Raw genomic sequence first — 15,218 nt, 5'->3', positions numbered from 1 at the left:
CACGGTCCAAGCCATCAATCTAGGTCACACGAGTGACGCGTGAATGAGCCTCGCGCATATTCACTGAGATTGGCCGAAACCTGACTGTGCAAGGCGAGACCTTTGGCCTCAACTCCGTTGCAAATGCGGCTCCTTGGCACTCAGGTCGCGGTCCGCCCGTAAGAAGTCCTCCACCACCCGGATCAGCGCGAGCGGCGCCTCGTCCATCGCGTAGTGGCCGCACACCGGCAGGTCGACCAGCTCGCCGCGGGCGAACCAGTGCAGCCAGGTCCTGCGGATCAGCTCCGCCGGGAGCGCCGGGTCGAGCTGGCCGGTCACCGCGAGGGCCGGGGTAGTGCAGCCGTCCAGGTCGCGGTGGAAGTCGTCGCCGGTCCACGAGTCGAGCCAGGCGCGGAACGCCTTGGCGTCGCTGCACGCGAGCGAGCGCGCCGTCATCCGGTCCAGCCAGGCCGACGGGCGGACACCGCCGGTGGTGAGGTCGAGGATGGTGCGGCGGTGTGCCGGTTCGGTGTCCGCCGTCGAGAACAGCTCCCACTGCCGCGGCGGCAGCGTCAGACCCGACGCCGGGACCGGCGAGACGCCCGCGAGGCGCCGCACGCGCTGCCGGGCCGAGACCACGACGCGCTGCGTCACACTGGCCCCCATCGAGTGCCCGATCAGCGAGAAACGCTCCCAGCCGAGCCGGTCGGCGAGCGCCAGCACGTCCGCCGCGCCCTCGGCCGTCGTGTAGGCGCCGGGGGTGTCCTTCGCCTCTCCGTAGCCGCGCAGGTCGACCAGCGCGTACTGGAAGGAGACCCGGTCCAGGTCGGCGACGACCGGCGTCCACGCGGACCGGTCGGCGAACCAGCCGTGCACCGCGATCACCTTGTGCGGGCCGTCTCCGTGCAGTTCATGGGGAAGAAGGAAGGTGGAGGCCACGTCGACTCCCGGGGAGTGGGGCGGAGCGGGGGGTGCGTCCACGGTCGCGCGGCCCCGCGCGGGCCACAAGGGGGCCGGGTCGGGCGATCGGCGACAATGGGGGTGTGACCTCCGCCGACGCCTCCCGCACCGTTCCCGACCGTCCCGATCTGCGTGCCGACTGCGACAACTGTTTCGGCCTGTGCTGTGTGGCGCTGCCGTTCGCCAAGTCGCAGGATTTCGCCCGGGACAAGCGGGCGGGCAGCCCCTGCCACAACCTCCGGGACGACTTCCGCTGCGGCATCCACACCCGGCTGCGCGACGAGGGCTACCAGGGCTGCACGGTCTTCGACTGCTTCGGCGCGGGCCAGAAGATCTCACAGGTCACCTTCGAGGGCGTGAGCTGGCGCGAGCGCCCCGAGAGCGCGCGGGCGATGTACGAGGTGTTCCCTGTCATGCGCCAACTTCAGGAACTGCTCCGGTACTTGAGCGAGTTGCTGGAGCTGCGCAGGGCCGAGCCCGTGCACCGCGACGCCCGGCGCGCCCTCGACGACATCGAGCGGCTCACGCGCGCGGGCGCCGACGAACTGCTCGCGGCCGACGTGCCCACGATCCGCGGCGACGTGAACACCCTGCTGCTCAGGGCGAGCGACCTGGTGCGCGCCGCGGTGCCCGGACGCAAGAAGAACCACCGCGGCGCGGACCTCGCCGGCGCCCGCCTGCGCGCCGCCGATCTGCGCGGCGCCAGCCTGCGCGGCGCGCTCCTGATCGCCGCCGACCTGACCGGCGCCGACCTGCGCTCGGCCGACCTGATCGGAGCGGACCTGCGGGACACGCGGCTCGGCGGCGCCGACCTCACCGGCAGCATCTTCCTCACCCAGGCCCAGGTGAACGCGGCCCGCGGCGACCACGCCACCAAGCTGCCGCCGGGGCTGACGCGGCCCGCGCACTGGGCGGCGTAGACGTCGGGCAGGGCTTGGCGGCTCCCGCTTCCCCGAAACACCCCCGCCTACTCATCGTTCACGCGATGGGACGATCATGGGTGGCTCGGCGGATGGCACCAGGGCGGTACGGGTAGGCCCGCGCTCATGACTGAGCAGTCCACACAGCCGTTCCAGCTGCCGCGCTTCTACATGCCCTACCAGGCGCGGCTCAACCCCCACCTCGACGAGGCGCGGGCCCACTCCGCCGAGTGGGCCCACTCCATGGGCATGTTGGAGGGGAGCGGCGTCTGGGAGCGGAGCGATCTCGACGCGCACGACTACGGGCTGCTGTGCGCGTACACGCATCCCGACTGCGACGGTCCCGCCCTCTCGCTGATCACCGACTGGTACGTGTGGGTCTTCTTCTTCGACGACCACTTCCTGGACATGTACAAGCGCACGAACGACAGGGAGGCCGGCAAGGCCCACCTCGACCGGCTGCCGCTCTTCATGCCCATGGACCTCGGCGCCTCGGTGCCCGAGCCGGAGAACCCCGTCGAGGCGGGCCTCGCCGACCTGTGGCGGCGCACCGTGCCCGCGATGTCCTTCGACTGGCGCCGCCGGTTCGCCGAATCGACCGAGCACCTGCTCAACGAATCGATGTGGGAACTCTCCAACATCAACGAGGGCCGCGTCTCGAACCCCGTCGAGTACATCGAGATGCGCCGCAAGGTCGGCGGCGCGCCCTGGTCCTCGGGGCTCGTGGAGTACGCGACCGCCGAGGTCCCCGCGGCCGTCGCTGAAACGCGGCCGCTGCGCGTCCTGATGGAGACGTTCTCCGACGCCGTGCACCTGCGCAACGACCTCTTCTCCTACGAACGCGAGGTCCGCGACGAAGGGGAACTCTCCAACGGGGTCCTGGTACTGGAGACCTTCTTCGGCTGTACGACCCAGGAGGCGGCCGAGGCCGTCAACGACGTGCTCACCTCCCGCCTGCACCAGTTCGAGCACACCGCGCTCACCGAGGTGCCCGCGATCGCCCTGGACAAGGGGCTCGCGCCGGACGAGGTCGCGGCCGTCGCCGCGTACACGCGCGGGCTCCAGGACTGGCAGTCCGGCGGACACGAATGGCACCTGCGCTCCAGCCGGTACATGAACAAGGGGGCCGTCGAGGAGACCTCGCCGCTGAGCGGTCCGACCGGGCCGGGTGCCGTCTCCGCCGACGTGCGCGCGCTGCTCGCCTCCGTGGGGACCGAGCGGCTGCGGTCGTACACCCATGTGCCGTTCCAGAAGACGGGCCCTTCTCAACTCCCCGACTTCTACATGCCGTTCGAGGTCCGCCTCAACCCGGCGCTCGACGCGGCGCGCGAACGCCTCGTCCCCTGGACCCACCGTATGGGCATCCTCAGTGAAGGCGTCTGGGACGAGGACCGGCTCGCCGCCGCCGATCTGGCGCTCTGCTCCGCGGGGCTCGACCCGGACGGCTCGCCCGAGGCGCTCGACCTCAGCGCGCAGTGGCTCGCCTGGGGCACGTACGGGGACGACTACTACCCCGTGGTCTTCGGGGCCCGGCACGACCTCGCCGGCGCCAAGCTGTGCACCGAGCGCCTGTCGGCCTGTATGCCCGTCGCGGACGAGCCCGTCCCCGCGCCGGCCAACGCCCTGGAGCGCGGCCTCGCCGACCTGTGGGCGCGCACGACCGCGCTGATGTCGCGGCGGCGGCGCGCCGAGTTCAGGGCCACGGTCGACGTCATGACGGAGAGCTGGGTGTGGGAGGTGCTGAACCAGGTCCAGAACCGGATCCCGGACCCCGTCGACTACCTGGAGATGCGCCGCGCCACCTTCGGCTCCGATCTCACCATGAGCTTGTGCCGCCTGGGCCACGGCCCCGCCGTGCCGCCCGCGGTGTACCGCTCGGGGCCGATCCGGGCCCTGGAGAACGCGGCCATCGACTACGGCATGCTGACCAACGACGTGTTCTCGTACCAGAAGGAGATCGAGTACGAGGGCGAGATCCACAACGCGATCCTCGTCGTGCAGAACTTCTTCGGCATCGACCACCCGAAGGCGCTCGGCATCGTGCACGACCTCATGACCCAGCGCATGCGGCAGTTCGAGCACATCGCCGCGCACGAACTCCCCGTCCTGTACGAGGACTTCAAGCTGCGCGCCGAGGCCCGAGCCGTCCTGGACGGCTATGTCGGACAGCTGCGGAACTGGATGGCCGGCATCCTCAACTGGCACCGCAACGTGGACCGTTACCGCTCCGACTACCTGGCGAGCCGCACCCACGGTTTCGTACCGGACCGGACTCCGGCCGTCCCCGGTCGCACAACCTTCGCGTCCGGAATGCGGCCTTCAGGCAACCTGACGGGTATGTCCGGCATCTCTTGAGGCAGCGGCCACCGACCGGCCGCACCTACGGGGACATGACGAGAACACACGGGGGTGTTCTTACCTTGACGGAGACCATCGCACACACCACGACCGCACCTACCGCACCGACCTCATCGACCTTGTCGGCCGGAGGGAGCCGGGGCCGGGCCGGTGCCGGCTCGGGCGAACTGGTGCCGTACGTAGCGCCGTTGACCGTTCCGCCGCTGCTGCGGCCGGAGACCGGTGACGTCCGCACGGAGACGGAGATCGCGCTGCGGCCCACGTGGCAGCGGCTGCACCCGCAGCTCCCGCCGACCCTCATGTGGGGCTACGACGGCTGCGTGCCGGGCCCCACCATCGAGGTGCGGCGCGGGCAGCGGGTCCGGATCGCCTGGACGAACCGCATCCCGAAGGGCAGCGAGTACCCGGTCACGGCGGTGGAGGTGCCGATCGGGGCGCCGAGCCCGAGCACCCGGCCGGGCCGCGACGGCGTGGCGCCCATCGCGGACGTCGCCGCCCTGCCCGCCTGGTCCGTGACGCATCTGCACGGAGCGCAGACCGGCGGCGGCAACGACGGCTGGGCGGACAACGCCGTGGGGTTCGGCGACGCCCAGCTCGCCGAGTACCCGAACGACCACCAGGCCGTGCAGTGGTGGTACCACGACCACGCCATGAACATCACCCGGTGGAACGTGCACACCGGCCTCTACGGCACGTACCTGATCCGCGACGACGAGGAGGATGCGCTGCAACTCCCGTGTGGTGAAAGGGAGATACCGCTGCTCCTCGCCGACCGGAACCTGGACACGGACGCCGACGGCGCGCTGAACGGCCGGCTGCTGCACAAGACGGTCGTCGTCGACCCGGCGAACGCGGAGACCGGCAAACCCGTGTCGCTGCCGTTCACCGGCCCGTACACCACGGTCAACGGCCGGATCTGGCCGTACGCGTCGGTCGACGCGGCCTGGCACCGGTTCCGTCTCGTCAACGCGTCGAACGCCCGGATCTTCGATCTGGTCCTGGTCGACGAGGACGATCAGCCGGTGCCGGGTGCGCTGCACCAGATCGGCAGCGACGGCGGGCTTCTGCCGCGCCCCGTGCCGGTCGACTTCGACGAGGCGCTGCCGGCGCTCACGGTCGCCCCGGCCGAGCGGATGGACCTGCTCATCGACTTCGGGGCGCTCGCCGGGCGGCGGGTGCGCCTGGTCAACAAGGGGCCGAACCAGGCGCCGGGCGTGCCGGACGTGCCGGGCAACGTGCCCTACCCGCATGTGCTGGAGTTCCGCGTGGGCGAGGACTGCGTGTCCGACTCCTTCACGCTGCCCGAGGTGCTCTCCGGCTCCTTCCGGAAGCTGACGCACGACATCGAGCACGGGCACCGGCTCATCGTGCTGACGCCGCCCGCGACCAAGGGCGGCGGCGGTCACCCGGAGATGTGGGAGATGGTGGAGGTCGAGGACGCCGCGGGGGTTCAGCTCCCCGCGGACGGCGTTATCCAACTCGTCAACGACAAGAACGAGTTGAAGACCTACCGCCGGACCTCCCGGACGTTCAACGACGGGCTCGGCTTCACCATCGCCGAAGGCAGCCACGAGCAGTGGAGCTTCCTCAACCTCGCGGTGAACCCGCCGGTCGTGCACCCCATGCACATCCACCTGGCCGACTTCCAGATCCTCGGCCGCGACACGTACGACGCCTCCGGCTTCGACGTGACGGTCGGCGGCACGGTCGCGCCGGTCACCCACGACCCGGACACCCCGGTCCCGCTGCCGCCCAACGAGCAGGGCCACAAGGACGTGTTCCGCGCCCTGCCCGGACAGATGCTGCGCGTCATGGGCAAGTTCGACGGGGCGTACGGCCGCTTCATGTACCACTGCCACCTCCTCGAACACGAGGACATGGGCATGATGCGCCCGTTCGTGGTGATGCCGAAGGAGGCCCTGAAGTTCGACCACGGGGCCGGGCACGGCGGCGGTCACGGAGAGCACGGCGGTCACGCGGCGTAGCGCCGTCGGACCGTCGCACCGCACCGGACTCGGCCATACGGGCGCGCTGCGCGGTCCCGCGGCTGAGTTCGCGGCGGCGCCCGCCGGGGCACCACCCCGGTGACCTGCGCGGATACCGGGTTATTCGAGCGGTCCCCGGCACTCTCACTCGTTCGTGGCCCGTCGCGGGAGAGCGGGGCGGGTAGGGCTGTGGCCGGTAGGAACACCCACGGGCCGGAGGCGGCGAGCGATGGAACAGACTGCGTTGCGAGCCAGGTCCATGCCGGGCACACCGGATGTCCCGGGCGCACCGGGCCGACCGGGGAGGTGGGGCAGGACGGGCAGGTCGGGCAGGCCGTACGCCGCGGACGCGCAGGACGTACCGGGTGGGCCGGAAGGGCCGGGGAGCGAGCCCGGGAAGTCCGGTCGGGACCCACGGTCCGCCCGTCGCCCGCACGCCGCGCGGCGTCGCGGCCGCCGTCTGATCGGCCTGGTGTCCGGACTGGTCTGCGCACTGGTCCTGGTGCTGGCCGGGGTGGGCCTGGGCACCGTCGGCGCCACGGTCATCGGCATGAGCAGACTGGCCGAGTTGCGGCAGCAGGCGACGGCCGGAGCCGCCACGAAACCGCCAGCGCGGCCCACGAACAAGGCGGCACCTGTACCGGCTTCGGCCGCCCAGGCTTCGGCATCGGCATCGGCATCGGCGTCGGTGCGGCGGCCCGCGGCTCCGGCCGCCGTGCGCGCCAGCCTCGGCGTGGAGGTGGTCGACGCGTCCAGGGGGCCCGGCGCGCTCGTCGTCGCCGTGCATGCGCCCGGGCCCGGGTACGCGGCCGGGCTGGTGCGCGGGGACGTCCTGACGGGACTCGGCGCGGCGCGCGTCGGCTCGGCGGGCGAGCTCGCGGCCCTGGTGTCGGACGCCCGCCCGGGACACCGCCTGCTCATGACGATCCGTCATGCCAACGGTACAGTGCAGCAGTTGGCGGTCACGCCGGGTGTGGTGACGTGATCGCGGCTCAGACCGTACGGAAGTGCGTCGTCAACCGTCGCTCGTCGTCCAGTACATGGAAAGCGAGCCCGGCCGGCGCATCCCGGTCCGCGGTCCCCTCGCCCTCCCAGGGCAGCCGCAGCGTCCACGTCACGCCGGGCCCCACGAGCAGCGGCCGCCCGGCGAACGTCGTCGCGGCCGGGGTGTGCGCATGGCCCGTGATCACCGCGACGATCTCCGGCCGGCGCCCCAACAGGGCAGCGAACGAACGGGGTTGAGCCAGCTGATAGCGGTCGGGAAGCGGATGGTGCACCGCCAGCGGCGGATGGTGGAAGGCGATCAGGACGGGCGTCTCCCCGTCGAGCGCGTCGAGCTCCTCCTCGATCCAGGCGTACGTCTCCTCGTCGAGGGCACCCTCGTCCGCGCCGGGGATGCTGGAGTCGCACATGAGCACGGCCGCGCCCCCCACCCGGTGCGCCCGGTTGACCGGGCCGTCGGCGGCGGGCTCGCGCAGCAGGGCCTTGCGGTACGGGATCCGGCTGTCGTGGTTTCCGGGGCAGGTCAGGACGGGGAACGGGGCCGCCGGGTCGTGCAGGCCGAGCAGCCCGGCCGCCTCCTCGTACTCCGACTCGGCGCCGTGGTCCGCGATGTCACCGGTGACCAGGAGCGCGTCCAGCGGCCCCGGCAGCGCCCGCAGATGGTCGAGGACGCGCCGGGCCCGCTCGGTGGCGCGCGGGGTCCCGTCCAGATGGAGATCGCTGATCTGGGCCAGCACAAGCATGGGGTGAGCCCTTCCAGGAGGCGGCCTGAGGATGACGCCGCCGGACTGCCTAACGTATTGGGCAGATCTAACCATTAGCTCTAATGCTTCAGCAATGCCGAACCGTTAATCGCTGTGCCCCACGGAAGGGGCGACGGCCGGTGGGCGGACTCGCGCCGTCGCATACAGCCGGGCAGGATGCTGCCGTGGACCCCATGTCCCGCTTGTCCTTACGATCACGTCCTGAGGATCTTGTCGCTACGTTCTCGCCGCCACGTTCTCTACGCTCTCGTCCCTACGTTCCGGAGGCCAGGCCATGACGACCGGCACACCCGCGCCCTTCACCGCCGACGACTACAAGGCCCGTATGGACCGCGCCGCACGCTCCGCGGCCGACGCCGGGCTCGCGGGGCTGCTCGTCGCGCCGGGGCCCGACCTGGTGTGGCTCACCGGGTACCAGGTGCCGGCCGACACCGAGCGGCTCACCCTCCTGGTGCTCGCCGCCGGCCAGGAGCCGACCCTCGTCGTGCCCGCCCTGGAAGCGCCGGACGCCGCCAAGTCCGCGGGCGCGAGCGCGATGACCCTGCGCGACTGGACCGACGGCAGGAACCCGTACGAGCTCACCGCTCCGCTCCTCGACGTCTCGGGCCGGTTCGGCGTCAGCGACAACGCCTGGGCCATGCACCTGCTGGGCCTCCAGCACACGCTGCCCGACACCTCGTACGTCTCGCTGACCGAGGCCCTGCCGATGCTGCGCGGCGTCAAGGACGCCGCCGAACTGGAGCGCCTCGCCGCCGCAGGTGCCGCCGCCGACGCCACGTACGAGGAGATCAAGAAGGTCACCTTCGGCGGGCGCAAGGAGAAGGACATCGCCCGCGAACTCGCCGACCTGCTGCGGCAGTTCGGTCACGAGCAGGTCGACTTCACCCTCGTCTGCTCCGGTCCCAACGGCGCAGACCCGCACCACTCGCCGGACGACCGCGTCGTCCAGGACGGTGACATGGTCGTCCTCGACTTCGGCGGCCTCAAGCACGGCTACGGCTCCGACACCTCCCGCACCGTGCACGTCGGCGAACCCACCGACGAGGAGCGGCGCGTCCACGACATCGTGCGCGAGGCACAGACCGCGGCCTGCGACGCCGTCCGGCCCGGCATCGCCTGCCAGGACGTCGACCGCGTCGCCCGCAAGATCATCACCGACGCCGGGTACGGCGAGTACTTCATCCACCGCACAGGCCACGGCATCGGCGTCACCACCCACGAACCGCCCTACATGATCGAGGGCGAGGAGCAGCCCCTGGTCCCCGGCATGTGCTTCTCGGTCGAGCCCGGCATCTACCTCCCCGGCCGTTTCGGCGTCCGCATCGAGGACATCGTCACCGTCACCGAGGACGGCGGCCGGCGCCTCAACTCCACCGCGCGGGACCTGGCGATCGTGGGCTGAGCGACCATGCCGCCGACGCCGGAGCAACCCACCGCCGAAACGGTGCGCCGCCTTCTGGGGACCCTGCTCCCGGACGGCGGCGGCGCCGAGCTGCGCCCCGTCGCCGAGGGCGGCGAGCACTCCACCTGGTGGGTAGGGGCCCGGCACGTGCTGCGCCTCGCCCCCGACGGGGAGTTCACCCGGCGCCTGCGCCGCGAGCTGCGCCTGCGCGACCTCGTGCGTTCCTACGTGCCTGTCGCCGTACCCGCGTCCGTCGCGGCGGGGGAGTGGGCGCCCGGCCTCGCCTACACCCTCGACACCCGGCTGCCCGGCGAGTCCGCGGAGGTCCGCGACGTCACCGCCGCCGGTGAGGAGGACCTCGCGGGGCTGCTCACCGGCCTGCACGCGGTGCCGCCCGCCCGGGCCATGCCGCTCGGCGTGCCGAAGGTGGCGCCGCGCCCCCTGGACAAGCTGCGGCGGGAGGCCGCTGCCGCCGCCCGGGGGCTCGACACGGACGACGAGTTCGAGGCGGCACGGCTGGAACAGCTGACGCCCCGGGCCGTCGCCCAGCTCGGCCCGCAGGGTGAGGCCGTGCTCGTCCACTACGACCTCAAGGGCGAGCACCTGACCGTCGAGCGGGACGGCCGCGTGCGCGGGGTCCTCGACTGGACCGACGCGGTGGTCGGTGACCCGGCCGAGGACATCGCCGGGCTCGCCATCGCGGTCGGGGCGCGGGCGGCCGTGCGGTCCGCGACGCTGGCCGGGTACGGGCCCCGGGTCTGTCTACGGGGGTTGTGGCTGGCCCGCTGCGACGCGCTTGTGCGGCTTGCTGCGCGGCTTCAGGGGGTGGATGCGGGGCCCCCCGGGTTGCTGCGGGTGCAGTTGGAGCGGGCCTGGGAGCCGATTCTGCTGGAGCTTGTGTCGGAGGGGTGACGGGCGGGTCCCGCCGGGGGTGTTTCGTGCCTGGGCGCGGGCCGGTGGGGGTCGGCCGCGCAGTTCCCCGCGCCCCTGGGGGGTTCTTTCGGCTGTGGGTCGGTGGGGGTTGGTCGCGCAGTTCCCCGCGCCCCTAGGGGGTTTTTCGGCTGCGGGCCGGTGGGGCTTCTCGCGCAGTTCCTCGCGCCCCTGGAGCATGCGGCTTCGCCGCAGCCCCAGGAGGGCGCGCTGGGCGCGGCCCTGAAGACGGCGCACGCAGTGCGCCTCTCAGGGGCGCGGGGAACTGCGCGACCAGCCCCCACCGGGCCCGCGCCCGCTCACGTACGCCACCGGGCCCGCGCCCGCTCACGCACCCCCCGGGCCCGCAGCCACCCACGCGCCCCCCGGGGCCCGCGCCCGCCCCGCCCCGGGCCCGAGGCCGCCAACGCCCAGGCATCCACACCCGCTAAGGAGCGACAGCGATCACGCTGGATTCGGGGGGGACCGTCAGGGCCCCGTCCGCGCCCGGCAGACCCACCGGCTCCCACGCGGCAAGCACTTGCGCCACCGGCCGGCCCAGCGGGATCGACACCGGCCGCGCCGACAGGTTCACCGCCACGCGCAGGTCACCCCGCCGATAGGCGATCCAGCGGGCCTCCTCGTCGTAGGCGACCTTGACCGCCGCCAGATCCGGGTCCCGGAGATCCGTACGGGTGCGCCGCAGGGCGATCAGGTCGCGGTACCAGGCCAGCACGCGCGCGTGGACGCCCGTTTCGCGCTCGGACCAGTCGAGGCAGGACCGCTCGCGCGTGGCGGGATCCTGGGGGTCGGGGATGTCCTTCTCGGCCCAGCCGTGCGCCGCGAACTCCCGCCGCCTGCCCTTGCGTACGGCTTCCGCGAGCTCCGGGTCGGTGTGGTCCGTGAAGTACTGCCAGGGCGTGCTCGCCGCCCACTCCTCGCCCATGAAGAGCATCGGCGTGAACGGACTCGTCAGGACCAGGGTCGCCGCGCACGCAAGCAGGCCGGGGGAGACGGTGGCGGCGAGCCGGTCGCCCTGCGCGCGGTTGCCGACCTGATCGTGGGTCTGCGTGTAGGCGAGCAGGCGGTGCCCGGGGGTGCGGGCCCGGTCCACGGGGCGGCCGTGGTGGCGGCCCCGGAACGAGGAGTACGTACCGTCGTGGAAGAAGCCGTGCGTCAGCGTCTTGGCGACGGCGGCCAGCGGCTCGCGCGCGAAGTCGGCGTAGTAACCGTCCTGTTCACCGGAGACCGCGGCGTGCACGGCGTGATGGACGTCGTCGTTCCACTGCGCGTGTAGTCCGAGGCCGCCCTCCGCGCGGGGTGTGATGACGCGCGGGTCGCCGAGGTCGGACTCGCCGATGAGGAACAGCGGGCGGCCGAGCCGGCCCGCGAGCTCGTCCACGGCCGACGACAGCTCCTCCAGGAAGGGCAGGGCACGCCCGTCGTGCAGCTCGTGGATCGCGTCGAGGCGCAGACCGTCGACGCGGTAGTCGCGCAGCCAGGCCAGCGCACTGCCGAGCAGATAGGCGCGCGTCTCGTCCGAGCCGGGCGCGTCGAGGTTCACGGCGCTGCCCCACGGCGTGTGGTGCGTGTCCGTGAAGTACGGGCCGAACGCGGCCAGATAGTTGCCGGACGGGCCCAGATGGTTGTGCACCACGTCGAGCACGACGCCGAGACCGAGTGCGTGCGCCGCGTCGACGAAACGCTTCAGCGCCGCGGGGCCGCCGTACGGCTCGTGCACGGCCCACAGGCTGACCCCGTCGTATCCCCAGCCGTACCGGCCGGGGACGGGACACAGCGGCATCAGCTCGACATGGGTGACGCCGAGGGCGGCCAGATGGCCGAGGCGCTCGGCGGCGGCGTCGAGCGTGCCCTCCTTCGTGTACGTGCCCACGTGCAGCTCGTAGAGGACGGCCCCCGGCAGCTCCCGCCCCGCCCAGTCACCGTGCCACGCGTGCCGGTCGTGGTCGACGACCGCGCTCAGGCCGTCGGGCCCGTCGGGCTGGCGGCGCGAGCGCGGGTCGGGCAGCACGGGGCCGCCGTCGAGCGAGAACCCGTAGCGTGAGCCGTCCCGGGCGTCGGCCTGCCCCGACCACCAGCCGGCCCGGTCGCTGTCCCGCTCCAACGCGCGCGTGGCGCCGTCGCAATGGAGCGCGACCTGTTCTGCCTGTGGTGCCCACACCTCGAATTGCACGGACGGTTCCCCCTCGTAGTCGGGTGTCTGCCGACAGTGACGACGCGTCCATGGTGCGTCAGGCGTGATCGTTCCGCCGGGAAATCGCGACTACTGGGTCCGCATTTTGTGCGGTCGGTTACGGCGGTCCGGCCGGTCGAACCACGGGTCGCCGCACAACTCACCCTGCCGCCACGGGCCGTGCCAGATCGCGGCCGGCCGAACGTAGCAGCGAGCGCGGGCGGACCGCGCCGCGTTTTCTGGACACCCCGGCCGCGCTGACCGACAATCACAGACGTGACGTCCTCTTTCGAACACCACACGCACCCCGCGCGGCTGTCCGACGCCGAGCGGGACCGTGCGCTGAAGGTGCTCAAGGACGGCGCCGCGCTGGGGCGGCTCTCGCACGACACGTTCGTGCGCCGCATGGAGCTGGCGTTCGCCGCCCGCAGCTCCGTCGAACTCGACGCGCTGACCGCCGATCTGCGCCCGGAGAACCGCTGGTCGCGTGCGGTGCTCGGGGCTGTGGGCGCGGTCTCCGGCTTCACCGTGCGGCTGCGCAGGGCCTGGACCGTCGAGCGGCTGCCGAAGCTGCTGCTGCCCTCGCAGAACAACCCCTACCCGCTGCGCATCGGCCGCGACCCGGCCAACGGGCTGCGTCTGAGCCACGACTCGGTCTCGCGGGTGCACGCCGAGCTGAGCCGCCAGGGCGGCCTGTGGGTGCTGCGCGACCTCGGCTCCACCAACGGGACGTCCGTGAACGGACGCAGGGTGATCGGGGTCGCCGTCGTACAGGACGGCGACCAGGTCGGCTTCGGCCACATGACCTTCCGGCTGTCCGCCGACTGACCGCCGGCGGCGCCCCGTTCGGGCGGCTGCCGCCGCGTGGCGTCCGCGCGATCAGCCCTGCGCGAACCGGGCTGCCGCGATCGTCGTCCGTGCCTGATGCTCGATCTGATGGGCCACCGGCACCCAGCGCGCCCCGAACCGGTCCGCGTACACCTCGCACCAGCGGGTGACGAGGGCGTCGAGGCGCGGCGTGGCCGGATCCCCGGCCTCCTCCAGGACCCGCAGGAGCATCGCCGCGGCCCGCAGCGGCAGGCGCCGGGCGAACGCGTCGATGCTGCCCACGTACGCCATCGTCGCGTCCGGGGGCGGCGGCTGGACCCAGTCGTCGGCCAGGCCCGGTACGAGGCTCAGCGCCCAGCGTGCCGCCCGCAGCAGCGGCCCCGTGGTGTCGGGCAGGCGGGGCAGGGCCTCGACGAGGATCACCTCGACGAGCCGGGTGTCCCGGCTCAGCCGCGCCGAGATGCGCCGCAGGGCGCGCTCGGGCGCCGGGTGCGGCGCCGGGTCGTCGACCAGGTCACTGGCCCACATCGGCACCTCGACGATGGCCGTGGAGCCGCCGTAGCGATGAGCATGGTGCCAGGTGGAGTGCCGGGCGTCGTCGGGCAGGCTCGGGAACGCGGCCTGCACGTCGGGATCGGGCATCACATGCACCCCGGGCCCGGACGTCGGCCAGCCCGCCGCGTCCGAGGCGCCCGTCTCCACCGGTATGTGCAGTTCGGCCGCCGATTTGGCGAACGGCTCCGCGAGTCCCGGTATGTCCCGGGTCAACTGCACCCAGCTGCCGCCCAGTTCGGTGCCGTGCAGCGACACCTGGAGGTAGGGCCGCAGATCGTCGATGACGCCGGTCAGGGTCGTCGTCTCGGGCGGCAGGCGGTCCGGGGGGAGCACCGACGGCGACCACTCGGGCTGCTCGGGGCCCGCGGGGCGGAAGAAGTGCCGGTGGTAGTCGAGCAGGGTGCGCGGAGCGGGTGTGCGGTGCAGCGAGGCGCCGTCCGGATCGGCGCACAGCAAGAAGTGCCACGATCTGTCGGATCTCAACCCGGGCTCGAGCAGGGCTCGTTCGGCGAGACTGAGCGCGGTCAAGCCGCCCGTCGGCTCGTTGGCGTGCGCGCCCGCGACGACGAGGACGGTCCGCCGGTCGTGCCCGACGGACAGAAGATGCAGGGGCCGTCCCGCGCGCGACGTACCGACCTGGCGTAGACGGCACAGGTCAGGTCTGTGAGTCGCCAGCTCCCGCGCTGACTGGGCCAGTTCGGCCGAGGTGGGGTATCGCTGCTCCGTCAGATGACTCACCCCCGTTGGTGCTCCCGGCGTCAGCACCCGCAGTACCCCACGCCCGGCCGCACCTGTCAAGAAGGCATGTGTGGCGGCTCATCGCCGGTGCAGGCTACGCCCCGCGACGCCGGGGCAACGGCTCATCGGCCACTTCGGACCGTGTGAAGCGTGCATGGATGCAGGGTGCCACGTCCGTGCCCGCCGGGGACGGGCCGGATCCGCCCCGGCGGGCACGGCGGCACGGCCCGGCGCCGCGGGTCACCCGTCCGGCCGTACCGGGACTGCGCGCCGGAGCCGCCGGTGGTGCCCTGGGAAGAGCCGCGCGCAGCGACCCGTGCGCGCACCGGCCCAGAGCGGAGTTCCGCGGTGCTGTGCCCATCCGGACCGGTCTCCCGCCCCAGCGCGCCGAACGCACCCACGCGCCGGGCTTCCGCGCCGCGGAGCCTCGCGGCCCCGGACGTCGCCCGCGATCCGTACCCGCTGTACCGGACTCTGCGTGACAAACACCCCCTCCTCCATGACGAGCCCTTCGGCGCATGGCTGCTGAGCCGCTACGTGGACGTGCAGACGGCTCTGTCCGATCCACGCCTGGCAGCGCACCCGGAGGGGGCCGGACCCACCGCACACCCTGCGCTCGCCTCC

General features: G+C 72.6%; 11 protein-coding genes. 7 read left to right on the top strand and 4 right to left on the bottom strand.

The features are described from left to right. Nucleotides 1–108: 108 nt before the first annotated feature. Nucleotides 109–918 carry an alpha/beta fold hydrolase gene (locus ABD366_RS29115; protein ID WP_324768796.1) on the bottom strand — a complete coding sequence of 270 codons (810 nt, stop codon included), beginning with the start codon at nt 916–918 and terminating at the stop codon, nt 109–111. 104 nt (nt 919–1,022) lie between these two features. Between ABD366_RS29115 and ABD366_RS29110 the strand changes: the two genes are divergently transcribed. The 4 genes from ABD366_RS29110 (at nt 1,023) to ABD366_RS29095 (ending at nt 7,187) form a co-directional block, all read left to right on the top strand. Beyond that, complete coding sequence (locus ABD366_RS29110) at nt 1,023–1,859, top strand: pentapeptide repeat-containing protein (RefSeq protein WP_324768794.1); 837 nt, start codon at nt 1,023–1,025, stop codon at nt 1,857–1,859. 126 nt (nt 1,860–1,985) lie between these two features. Next, nucleotides 1,986–4,214 carry a germacradienol/geosmin synthase Cyc2 gene (gene cyc2, locus ABD366_RS29105; protein WP_324768793.1) on the top strand — a complete coding sequence of 743 codons (2,229 nt, stop codon included), beginning with the start codon at nt 1,986–1,988 and terminating at the stop codon, nt 4,212–4,214. 122 nt (nt 4,215–4,336) lie between these two features. Continuing rightward, nucleotides 4,337–6,202 carry an O-aminophenol oxidase PhsA gene (phsA, locus tag ABD366_RS29100; RefSeq protein ID WP_324768799.1) on the top strand — a complete coding sequence of 622 codons (1,866 nt, stop codon included), beginning with the start codon at nt 4,337–4,339 and terminating at the stop codon, nt 6,200–6,202. A gap of 472 nt (nt 6,203–6,674) precedes the next feature. Then, nucleotides 6,675–7,187: a PDZ domain-containing protein gene (locus ABD366_RS29095; RefSeq protein ID WP_324768791.1), complete on the top strand. Its 513-nt coding sequence runs from the start codon at nt 6,675–6,677 to the stop codon at nt 7,185–7,187. 7 nt (nt 7,188–7,194) lie between these two features. Here the strand turns inward: ABD366_RS29095 and ABD366_RS29090 are convergent, their stop codons facing one another. Beyond that, nucleotides 7,195–7,947 (bottom strand): metallophosphoesterase, encoded by a 753-nt coding sequence (locus ABD366_RS29090; protein ID WP_324768789.1) that lies wholly within the window; start codon nt 7,945–7,947, stop codon nt 7,195–7,197. A gap of 295 nt (nt 7,948–8,242) precedes the next feature. Between ABD366_RS29090 and ABD366_RS29085 the strand changes: the two genes are divergently transcribed. After that, nucleotides 8,243–9,370, top strand: a complete 1,128-nt coding sequence (locus ABD366_RS29085) for an aminopeptidase P family protein (protein WP_324768788.1) — start codon at nt 8,243–8,245, stop codon at nt 9,368–9,370. 6 nt (nt 9,371–9,376) lie between these two features. Next, on the top strand, nt 9,377–10,282 hold the full coding sequence (locus ABD366_RS29080) for an aminoglycoside phosphotransferase family protein (protein WP_324768786.1): 906 nt from the start codon (nt 9,377–9,379) through the stop codon (nt 10,280–10,282). A gap of 445 nt (nt 10,283–10,727) precedes the next feature. Here the strand turns inward: ABD366_RS29080 and treZ are convergent, their stop codons facing one another. Continuing rightward, nucleotides 10,728–12,473 (bottom strand): malto-oligosyltrehalose trehalohydrolase, encoded by a 1,746-nt coding sequence (treZ, locus tag ABD366_RS29075; RefSeq protein WP_324769792.1) that lies wholly within the window; start codon nt 12,471–12,473, stop codon nt 10,728–10,730. A gap of 276 nt (nt 12,474–12,749) precedes the next feature. Here treZ and ABD366_RS29070 point away from each other — a divergent pair, with 276 nt between their 5' ends. Further along, complete coding sequence (locus tag ABD366_RS29070) at nt 12,750–13,301, top strand: FHA domain-containing protein (protein WP_324769791.1); 552 nt, start codon at nt 12,750–12,752, stop codon at nt 13,299–13,301. 51 nt (nt 13,302–13,352) lie between these two features. Here ABD366_RS29070 and ABD366_RS29065 read toward each other — a convergent pair whose 3' ends face one another. Then, entirely contained in the window at nt 13,353–14,594 is a 1,242-nt protein-coding gene (locus tag ABD366_RS29065; protein ID WP_324769790.1) for a M14 family zinc carboxypeptidase, read from the bottom strand. Between the last annotated feature and the right edge of the window lie 624 nt (nt 14,595–15,218).

The sequence above is a fragment of the Streptomyces kunmingensis genome, from assembly GCF_039533535.1.
Taxonomy (GTDB): Bacteria; Actinomycetota; Actinomycetes; order Streptomycetales; family Streptomycetaceae; genus Streptomyces; species Streptomyces kunmingensis.
Note: the sequence above shows the minus strand (reverse complement) of the source record. Positions and strands in the feature narration are given on the sequence as shown.

Bases quoted from the DNA above. Each gene is read 5' to 3' on its own strand.
- cyc2 (WP_324768793.1), top strand. From the start codon at position 1,986: ATGACTGAGCAGTCCACACAGCCGTTCCAGCTGCCGCGCTTCTACATG.
- ABD366_RS29090 (WP_324768789.1), bottom strand. From the start codon at position 7,947: ATGCTTGTGCTGGCCCAGATCAGCGATCTCCATCTGGACGGGACCCCG.
- ABD366_RS29085 (WP_324768788.1), top strand. From the start codon at position 8,243: ATGACGACCGGCACACCCGCGCCCTTCACCGCCGACGACTACAAGGCC.
- ABD366_RS29080 (WP_324768786.1), top strand. From the start codon at position 9,377: ATGCCGCCGACGCCGGAGCAACCCACCGCCGAAACGGTGCGCCGCCTT.